Source organism: Polaromonas sp. P2_G11 (assembly GCF_056403595.1).
Window position 1 is genome coordinate 1 of sequence record NZ_JBFUFE010000008.1, and the last position, 10,667, is coordinate 10,667.

Genomic DNA, 10,667 nt, shown 5'->3' on the forward strand with positions numbered 1-10,667 from the left:
ATGCACCCAGCCCGACACATGCGCAAACTGTTCGGGCAGGTCGATCGCCAGGGGAACGGCCGGCGGCATCTCGGGGCTGACCGCATTGCGTTTTTCGTACAGGTAATGGTTCAGGTTGAAGGTGCCCCAGCCTTCGGAAGCCACGCCATCTTGCGTGCGGCTGACCCACAGCGGGTGCTCGTCCGACATGATCAGGCACTGGTCGCCCAGGCCGCGCAGCTCGATGATCTTGCGCGACATGCCCAGCACAGGCTGCTCCAGCGCGGCCACCTTGCGGGGGCCCAGATTTGTCATAACCAGATCACCCACCGCGACGTCTTCCACCGGCTTGCTGGAGCCGTCGGCCATCAACACACGGTTGCCGGCCAGGAAGCAGGAGCAACTGTCGCAGTAATTGCACGAAGCGGGAATGATGTCTTCCTGGACCGTCTGGCCCTGCGACGTTGAGCGATAAGGCCGCCGGGTTACCGACCAGCCTTCGTTCACGTCGTCCTGGGCATTTCTGCTCGGGATGTACGACTCGTCTTTGCCCACAAAAAGACCACCTTTGGTAATTCCACCCATTTTTAACTCCAGTTAGGTTAGTTAGGAACACAGACACTTGTTTTGGGAGCACTGGAAATCCATGGCTCCCACCCAATACATCCGGCGCCCTGAAGAATGTTTATCGTGGCGGCGAGTGTTGGATTGCGCTGGAGTCTGGCAACAAGCTAGGTCAGGTTCGATGGTATGCAACCGCCTGTCGGCTCATAGCGTCGTACGGCGACCTGCAAATCAGTGATCTTCAAACGAATAATGGCTGTAGACCAATAGGGATGTGCGCAAGCAGCTATTGAATTGATAGCAAATTCGATGAGTAGGTCAACCCTTCTTGGGGAGCCACTTGAGGCGTGGTTTTTGAAGCTTCAACTGGACACCCTGGCGCATGCGCTCGGATTGCCCTGAGCCGCAAGCTTCCGGCCCACAACCAGCTTTACCGACTACGACGACGAAGAGTCTCTCGAGGGAAGAGACCGCTACCACCTAGTGCTTAGCTGCGGCGAGCGCAATCTACTGGAGTCTGGCAACAATCGATTCAATGTGAAGCCCAGGGAACTCTGGTTCTTTGACAACAAGTGATGCACAGGGCAGCCAATCCATCCGATACGCCGCGTGTGCATATTATTTTTGATGGGTATCCACTGAGGAAACTGGGCTAGGCTCCCGTGAAGGCCAAGTTTTTGTCCACATCCCCAGTGGGTCAGATTTCGACGGAACTCAACATACTGTATTCGTCCCTATGGTTTAGGGGGCCGATTTCGAAGCGCTAACTCCGCTGGCACTCAGAGCAGTTGCCAACTCATTCGAATAATCAAAATATCCTCTTGAGTTAACTTCTTTCGGAGTAAGAATTTTACTTATTAATCCAAATGAATTTTTTCGGAATTCCTGAATGGATAATTCGGTTTCAGCCGAACACTCCAGAGTGTAAGCATCACTAGTTTCGCCTTCCGGTATTCCAAACAAGATAAACGTCATTCCAGAATTACCGTCTTCTGCAACGAACGCCGGAACTTCTTCAAAACGCCCAGTCTCTTCCCGTTTAAAAATAAGTCCACCAAGTACAGTACCGAGTTTGCCTGCCATTTCTTCTAACGGCATAACACCTGAAACCTCCACTGTAGCTAGTATGTTTCTCATCGAATTTCACCCATTACTGTCTACCTCGTAAGAAGTAATATTGAGATCCCGATTTTTTTGCCATTTCAGCCGTGCTGAAGACCCTGAACCCAGGAAGTTCAGTTTTCATACCTCCAAGAATTGGACTACTCTGCATGGTATTCCCAAACTCCTGAAACGTACTCTTCAATGATCCATCCAACTTAGTTATATCCCTGAAGAAAGTCTTTTTCGAAAACTGAGCGGCCAAATCATCGCTAACGACGAAGAAATCGGCGTCGTAGCCTTGCGGGCCTGTGTAGGGTTTACCATTTTTTGTGGCGACGGTGCCATCAAATGCAACTCGTTCGCCATTCACGCCCAGTTTCGTGTCGTTCTTCAATCCATCAACAAGACTTCCTCTAAACCCAATACGCGCATTAGGGTCAAGTCTTAATATACTTTCAAGCGACGGCTGTGCTGCATCGCCGATTGTTTTTACGATTTGAGCACGAGACGCATCTCCTTGCACCACCAAGCTATCTTCGAATGACAGGGGCAACCTATTTGCCCCCGCCTCAATTGCCATCGATTCCTTGAACGCAGCAATAACCTTTGGAACTCCGCCAAACATTATGATGTCCTCTCCAAACGAGGAGAGGCCCCCCACATTGTCCCCACGATCAAACGCAAGCAATGACCTGACACCCGGCAGGTTCTTGAGAGTTTCAATGCCCACCGCACCAGGTCCGTACTGCTTTACGGCGCGACCAAAATCACTCATAGGCTCGTAGTTGCTATCGCTCGGAATAGCCCCCTCAGCCTTCAATCGGGTGAACTCGCTGTAGCCTATCAAATCCCCAACAGCACCGCCGATAGCAATGGTGCCATTGACAATATCCGGGACTAAACCTTTGCCGGTTTTCGCATAGTCCGCACCCACCACCCATTTTGCAGTCTTCCCTGCAGCAGACAGGACATCATCCAGCGTTATCGGTCGATCTAGCGGAATAGCGGGATGTGACAAGTATCGATCCATAAGATCCACTGGGTCGTCATAGTTACGCCAGCGATCCGGGCCTGCCTCACGCGCAATGGCATCCGCTTGACGTTTTGCAAAGTAGGTCCCGCCCATGGCCCCACGGCCGGCCACCTCTGGCGATACCACTACACCAGCCAAGGTTGTATCGTCGGGTATTTGTAAAACTTGACCTGCACCAAGATCGTGGCGAGAGGCCAGCCCGTTGTATTGGGCAAGTTTGTCCAGATACGCTGCGTCGTTCCGACCCGTAATACCTGACAGAGTTTGACCAGTCTTGACAGTATGAGTTGGCGGCGCGCGATAGTTGTCGCTTTGAAGATCCATCCCGTTGATATCGTCCAGGCCACCCAACTGGTCCCCCTGCGCTACGTAGATTGGATTGGCTGCCCGTCTATTAGCTACGTCCGCAGCCCAACTCTCACCCCCATTCCACGGCTCATTGTTACTGCCTCCCCCAACTGTCTGGTCGTAACCCACCGTACTTGATTCCAAGTTGTCTCGGAACGCCGAGCCCAACGCATTCCCGAATGCATCCGTCGCAATCTGCTGCACGGCAATCCTACCGCCCCGGGCAATGGCGGTGGCCGTGCCTGCGGCCAAGCCGGTCAACATTCTTGCCGCAAAGGGGTTGATATTCGTCTTGCCGAGCCTCTCGCCAACCTCAAAACCCACACCGGCACCCACGGCGCTGGCAGCCACACCACGCCAATCAAAATGGTCTTGCAAACCGGTCGCGACAGACACACCTTGCGTTATCGCATTGCCAACGGCCGAACGCACCATGACATTGCCGAGGCTGCCGGCTTGTCCGCCCAGTGGCGCAAAGCCTGACAGGGCACCGCCTACCCCGCCACTGATCGCGGCCAAGGCAACGCCATCCCAGTTGAAATCCTGCTGCATGCCGGTGGCAATGCCAACAGCCTGACCGGCAATGGAGCCAATCGCGCTGCCAATCGCGCCGGCTGCAACAGCGACACCTATTCCTGCGGCGCCTCCCAGAACGGCACCACCGGCGGCCAATGTTGCTCCAAATGTGGTGGCTCCAGCGGTCCCAAAGGCAACACCGCTCGTTGCAGCAGCGGTTGCCGCTGCCGAGCTCCCCAGCGCGCCAGAGGCCGCCATAGCGCCAGCGGTATAAATTGCGGCCACCACGACGATGGCAATGACAAGGACCTGCCCAAAGAAGCCGCACCCGTCATCGCCGCTCTGCGCCGCAGGCGGCGGAGGCGTCGGCAGGTTGGGCGTGGTGTCGCCCACGATCGCGCTCGGGTCGTAAGGCTTGAAGGTATTGGCGTTGTTGTTGATGGTCCCGACCCGGTTGGGGATGGTCAGGGTCTGGCCTATCCTCAGGTCGCTGTCGCTGGCCAGGCCATTGGCTTCGGCGATGCGGTACCAGAGCGAGCTGTCGCCGTAGGCGCCCCTGGCAATGCTTTGCAGGGTGTCGTTGGGCGCCACGATGTAGGTGCCCGGGCTGGGCTTGGGATAGCTGCCGTTGATGGGCTGGTAGCCGAAGTTGAAGTCCACCACGTTGGCGCCATTGGAGGCATTGCCGTAGCGGCCCAGCACTTCGCCCGCAACGATGAGCTGGCGCTGAACCTGGCCGTTCTGGGCGGTGTACAGGGCCTTGCCCGACGCATCATTGACGAAGTTGCGGTTGACAGCGCCGTTGGTGCTGTCGGTGATGGCCGTCAGGTTGCCGTTGACGTCGTAGTAGCTGCTGGTGGTGCCGGCCGAGAAGTAGGTGCTGGTGCCGTAGACACTGGCTTCCTTGTAGCCGTCAAAGCGGTTTTGCGCGTAGCTGTAATAGTTGGTGTAGGCCGTGCCTTCGTAGTTCTGCAACGCGTAGCTTTGTAGGTTGCCTGCGGCGTCATAGCTGGTGTAGTTGATGTCGTACTTGGCGCCGTTGTCGCTGCGCAGCACACGCTGGTACAGCATGCGCCCGTTGGCATCAAAGCGGTTGATGCGGGTTTCGCTGCCGCTGGCGCCTGATGCGCCGCCTGTGAGGGCATTGACATAGCCTACCGGCAGGGTGCCTGCGGGGCCCGTCTGCAGAACGCGGCCGGCTCCGTCGTAGTAGCGATAGTCCAGGTGCACACCGTCGCGCACCACGCCCATCAGGCGGTTCAGGCCGTCGTAGCCGTAGGTCTCGACGGTGGTGCCCTGGTTGGCGTAGTAGTCGGTCCGGTAAATCGGCGTGTAGCCGACGACACCCCAGGTCGTGATCAGATTACCCGACTCGTCATAGGTGTAATTTCCCGATTCATCCAGCACGGGGATGGCGCCATAGACGGCGTCGTAGTGATCGACCACCTGGCCAGAGGTAACACGGTTGCCATAGTAGGTATCACTCATCCGGTTTCCGCTGCCGTCGTAGGTGATGCGGTGGCCTGTGGTGCCCAGGTTGCCGGCGGCATCGACCGCATCGACCACGGTCTGCCGGTTCATGGCGTCGTACTGGAAGTAGCGGTCCGCATCCACCGCGCCGCCCCCGTTGATGACGTGGGTCTGGATACGGGTACGGTTGCCCATCTTGTCGTATTCCAGGTTGATGAAGGCGCGGGTGTCGCCCACCCAGCGCAAGCGGCCCAGCGCGTCATAGGCCATGGAGTTGTCCTGGTAGGTCACCCCGCCCTGCACCACTTTTTCGCGTACCGAATGGCCACCCAGGTCCCACGCATAAGTGGTGACCTTGCCCATTGCTGCGTCAGTGTTACGGACCAGCTGGCCGGCAGCGTCGTAGGCGTATTGCAGGTTCTGGCCGCGGGTGCTGGTCTGTGAAACCAGCTGGCGCGCATTGTCGTAGGCATAGGTGAATTTGGCGCCGCCCAGATCGGTGTGGCTGTAAAGCTGGCCGAAGTAGTCGTAGTTCCAGGTGGCGCTGTTGGTGTTGGCGTCAACCTCGGCCGACTTGCGGCCGCGCAGGTCAAAGGTGGCCTTGACGGTCTGGCCCAGGGGCTGGCGGGTCGCCACGACGTTGTCGAGCATGTCGTAGGCGTAGCTCAATGTCTCGTTGTTGCCATTGGTCGAGGTGAGCTTGCGGCCCGCCTGGTCCCAGGTGCTGGTCTCGGTGATGGCGCGGGTGTTGACATACGCCAGCCAGTTGGATGCGCCTACGGTGTACACAGCCTCTGTTGGCCGCACCGTGCTCAGCAGGCGGTTGAGTTTGTCGTAGTTAAAGGTGGTCACAAACGCGCGCGCGTCCCTGACCTGTACCTTGTTGCCGAAAACGTCATACCGGTAACTCACCACGCCCGCATCGGCATGGGTTTCCTTGACGAGGTTGCCGGCGGCGTCAAACTCCTGCAGGTTGCTGTTGCCACGTGCGTCTGTCATGGCCAGTTGCCGGCCCATGCGGTCGTAGTAAATGGCGGTGACAGGGCTGGCCGCACTCTGGTTTCCGTCGGTATCGGCCTGGCTCTGGCGCACGATCTGGTTGTTGGCGTTGTAGCTGTAGGTGGTCTTCCAGCCCGGGGCCCGCGGGTCGTTGATCTCGAGCACATTGCCCCAGCGGTCGGTCTTCTGGTTGACGACCGGCCGGCTCCACTGGCTGGTGCCCGCCGTTGCCGCGGACACCGGCACAGGCAACCAGCCCGAGCTGGTTGTGGCACCGCCGGAAACCGTTGTCAGCACCTGGTATTCATAGGCCGCGAGGTTGCGCGTTCCGGCGTCATAACGCAGTGCGTCGCCGAAGTTCACAAGGCTGACAGTCTCAACCGGTGTGGTGGCGCCAGCCGGGCGCAACTGCAGCTGCAGCGTGGTCGACGCATCTGTCGGCGCCGTCAGCTCAATGCTGCTGCCGTTGGTGCCGAAACTGCTGCGGTCGGTGATGAGCCGCCAGTTGCCCTGGTAATCTTTTTTGTACAGGCGCATGCGAGTCACAGCAGAAAGGCCACCCACCACGCCGGAGTCGACCCAGCTCATGGTCATGCCGCTGGGAGCCTGGTCCCCGGTCAAAGTGCGGGTAATGCTGGAGGCGACCGCGCCCACATATGAGCTGGTCCCAATGACGTTGCCGGATTCGTCCTTGGCGGGGGTATACGTGCCGTCTTCACCATAGACCATGGTCTGGCCCGACACGTAGGTGTAGGGCTGGGTCACGTAGTCAATCGTGACCTGAATATCGCCACCGCCGAGATTGGCCAGAGACGACCAGCTCAGGTAGACGTTGTTGCTGCCGTACCAGCCGGTGCTGTTGCCATTCCAGTCGTATGCGGGATAAGAAACGGAGGCAATGCCCGCGTTGGCCTGGTTCGCACGGACGGCCACACCGCCCTGGCTTGTCAGGCGTTCGGCCTGGAGTTGCTGGGTGACGTGGCCGAGCGCGTCATACTGCACGTCGGTGCGCCGGACATCGGCCAGGCCGGCTACCTGGTCAGCGCTCGTATACGCCAGCAGATTCAGGTTGCCGCGGCCGGAGCCCGCGCTGCGGATATCGGCCGTCTGGTTACCCTGCAAATCGTACAGAGAAACCTTGGCGATACCGTCACCGCTGTTGGTGCGCCAGAGACGGCCAGCGCTGTCGTAGTCGAAGTACTCTTCGCGCCCGCCATTGATGCCCTTGCGCGTCATCTCGCCGAAGGCGTTGTATTCGACGGCGGTGTCCACCACGCCGGCCTGCGCCTGGTTGACGGTGGTGATGCCGGAACCGTTTGCCTGCGCCGGGCTGCCTTGCCACTTCATGGCCCAATTGCCGACCGCATCCTGCTGCCACACGCGTATGGTGAACAGCTGCGAGATACCGCCGTCGACGGAGCTGGCATTGCCCCACGCCAGCGTCACGCCGCCAGCCGCATTGGCCGCGTTGAAGTCGCGCGTCACACTGGCCGCGTGAGAATAGCCGCCGTCGAAAAGAAGAACGCCGTTTTCATCGCGGCCGATGTACTGGGGTACGGCCACGGTCTGGTAATCCAGCTGGACCCGCACAAGGCCGCCGCCGGCGTCAATCAGCGACGACCAGCCGAGTGTTGCGCTATTGCCGGCGCCTGTCAGCGCATAGGCGCCGCTTTCGTCATAGGTAACGTAGGTGTAGGTATCCGAGGAAAACCCCGTTGTCAGGCCGCTCTGCAGCACCGTGGTGGAGGCAGGATCGATGACGTGGGTCTGGCGGCCCAGCTTGTCATATTGGTAGACGCGGAATTTGGTCCTGGCGACGCCGTCATTGCCGGTGACGGCTTGCCACTCCTTGGCGATGTTTCCGTGCGCGTCGTAGGAGCTGTAGTGGTTGTAGCCCAGTGCGTCGGTCACCTGGGTGGCATGGCCCGAACGGTCGTACGCGGCCAGCGTCGTACGGTCAGAGCCGGATGCCGCGCCCTGCGTGAACGCTGTGGCGGTCGCCACTGCCGCGCCGTTGGCGAGTTCCACCTTGCTGACCACGTTGCCATAGGCATCGCGGCGGAACAGCGTGAGCGGTGTGAGGACCACGTTGGTGCCCGGCGTGACCACGTCGATGCGCGAGGGCTCGGCCACCGCTGTCACGCGACCCATCGCGTCGTAATAGCTGTAAGTGGTGGCGCCGGTGGCGTCAGTGGTGGCCGTCTTGTTGCCGACGGCGTCATAAAGGTAGCTGGTGACCGCGTTCCCGCGCACGCCGGTGGTGCTGGCGGTGGAGACGCTGTACAGCACATTGACGCGCGTGTCCGACAGCTTGCGGTTGCCGCGGTCAAAAATCGAGGTCGTCTTGCGGTCGTCGTTGGCGGAAACAACAGGAGCCGGCGCCGCGGTGTGAGCGACGGAGCTGTTCCAGCCCACGATGGCGCTGGCGTACTCGGTACGGTCCACGACATTGCCGGCTGCATCGAAAGCCTGCGTCGTCAGGTAACCCAGGGCATCGACGATGGCCGTCTGCCCTCCCCGGGTGTCATAGAAATACTCCGTCGCGGTCCAGGTGTCGGTGACGGCATTCTTGAGCAAAGCGACACGGCTGAGGTCGCCGAAGGCGTTGTAGCTGTTGCGCGTGGTCTTGCCTGCGGTGAAATACTGCGCGCCCGCGGTGGCTGTTGAATCGTAGGCGTAGCCCTGTGGCTCAATCACCTTGGTGACGCGGCCCAGGCGGTCGTACTCGGTCAGCAGAATGCGGTCGGTACTATGGCTGAAGCCGACCGCGGCCAGGGCGGTGCCGATCTGCGTGCTGCTGAGCCGCGCGGGGTTGCCGGTGAGCAGCGTGGTGGCCGAACCGTAACGCGTCAGCGTGGTGACTTCGCCCCAAGTGTCGCGCGCATAGCCCGTCACAAAGCCGAGGGCATCGACGTCATAGCTGAGACGGCCGAGCCTGTCGTAGGCCTTGTAGCTCATGGCGCCGGCGACGTCGCGGTTGGCGACGGCATTGCCAAACACGTCGTAAGTGGTCTGACTGCTCAGCGTCTGCAGGGTTTCAGTGCGGGTGGCAAGCCCGGTGGCGCCGTTGACGGTGACGTTGTCGCCAGCAGCGTTGTAGACCGAAACCGGCGGAAAGATCGTCTTGACCTGGCGGCCAACAGCGTCGTACTCGTAACTGGTGGTGCGCTCTTCGGCGCGACCCAAGGCTTCGGTACGCGACAGCAGGTTGCCCAGCGCGTCGTACGTCATGCGGGTCACGATGCTGGCGTTGCCGCTGAGCGCGGGGTTGACTTCCAGCTGGCCGGTCGTGGCATTGACCTGCAGGCCGGTCACCGCAACCTGGGGGGAGGTCTCGGTGACGAGACGGCCGGCCGCGTCGTAGCCGTAGTTCCAGGTGGCGCCGTTCTTGTTGGTGAACGTGAGCTTTTCACCGATGGCGTTGTAGGTATTGGATTCGGTGAAGCCCAGGGCATCGGTGCTACTGGTCAGGCGGCCCGCGGCGTCATAGACGAAGCTGCTGCTGCGGTCATTCGCGGCCGAAGCAACGATGGCCCCTGCGATCGCGGTGGCCGTGCTGGCCGTTGCTGCCGGTATGGCCAAGGCATATTCGGTCACACCCTTGATGGCGCCGTTGCCGTCGTACACCGTCTTGCGGACATAGCCCAGGGCGTCAACACCGTAGACCTGGCGATTGCCGGCGTCGAACGCGCGCTTTTCCACGCGGTCGTTCGCCGCGCTGGCCACCACCAGCAGCGCGACGGCGGAGGTCGAAGCCACGGCCGGCAGGGTCGACACGTCCACCAGCGCGGCATAGCGCCGGGTCTGCACGGCATTGCCGGCGACGTCAAACGTGGTTTCGGTCGCGGCCCCACCGGCATCGATGCGGAAAACCTGGCGATTCGCCCGGTCGTAGGCAAAGCGCTCGATGCGGTCGTTGGCGGCACTGGCAACCACGGCGGCCTGAATCGTGTCGGCATCCGGCGTGGTTGCGGCCACGGGCGGCGTGACGGCTGTTGCATAGGCCAGCCTTTGCGCCACATTGCCGTTGGCGTCGTAAATGAATTTCGTCACGCCGCCCAGCGCGTCGACGCTGAAGGTCTGGCGGTTGGCCTTGTCATAGGCCAACACGGTGATGCGGTCGGCGGCGCTGGCCGTGACGCTGGCCGGCGCGGCTGAGGCGGCGATGGCCGTGGCGTACTGGATGGTCTTGACGGTGTTGCCGTTGCTGTCGTAGACCTGCTTGACGACGGCGCCTGTTCCGTCGACGGACAGCACAGCGCGGCCGAGCTGGTCGTACACAGTGCGCAGGCGCTGATCGTGTGCGGCATCGGCCACCGGCGCGGGCAGGGTACCCGCCACCCAGGCACCACCACCGGACATCGCCACGCGGTTGGCATAAGCCACGCGCTCAATGACGTTGCCAGCCGCGTCATACACGTACTTGACCACCTCGCCCAGGGCGTTGACCGTGGCCGTGAGCCGGCCGTCCCTGTCGTAGACGCGGTTCTCCACCAGGTCCGAGCCCGCGGCGGCAAGCACCCTGGCCTGGATTTGCGCCACGCTGGCGGCCGCCGGCAAGCCGGCCATATCCGCCGGTGTGATAGCCGTTGCATAGACCGTGGTCTTGACGACGCGGCCTTCCGCGTCAAAGCCGCTCTGCCTGACGTTGCCC

The 10,667-nt window shown here is 60.7% G+C and carries 3 protein-coding genes; all 3 read right to left on the minus strand.

Annotation, left to right across the window (positions count from 1 at the left end; translation table 11 throughout):
* Positions 1-564 (minus strand): Hint domain-containing homing endonuclease (locus tag AC1DWQ_RS22945; RefSeq protein WP_477671716.1); only part of this gene is annotated, 564 nt, incomplete at its 3' end.
* 720 nt (positions 565-1,284) lie between these two features.
* Positions 1,285-1,680 (minus strand): hypothetical protein, encoded by a 396-nt coding sequence (locus AC1DWQ_RS22950; protein ID WP_477671717.1) that lies wholly within the window; start codon positions 1,678-1,680, stop codon positions 1,285-1,287.
* A 13-nt stretch (positions 1,681-1,693) separates the two neighbouring features.
* Complete coding sequence (locus tag AC1DWQ_RS22955) at positions 1,694-10,582, minus strand: LysM peptidoglycan-binding domain-containing protein (RefSeq protein ID WP_477671718.1); 8,889 nt, start codon at positions 10,580-10,582, stop codon at positions 1,694-1,696.
* Between the last annotated feature and the right edge of the window lie 85 nt (positions 10,583-10,667).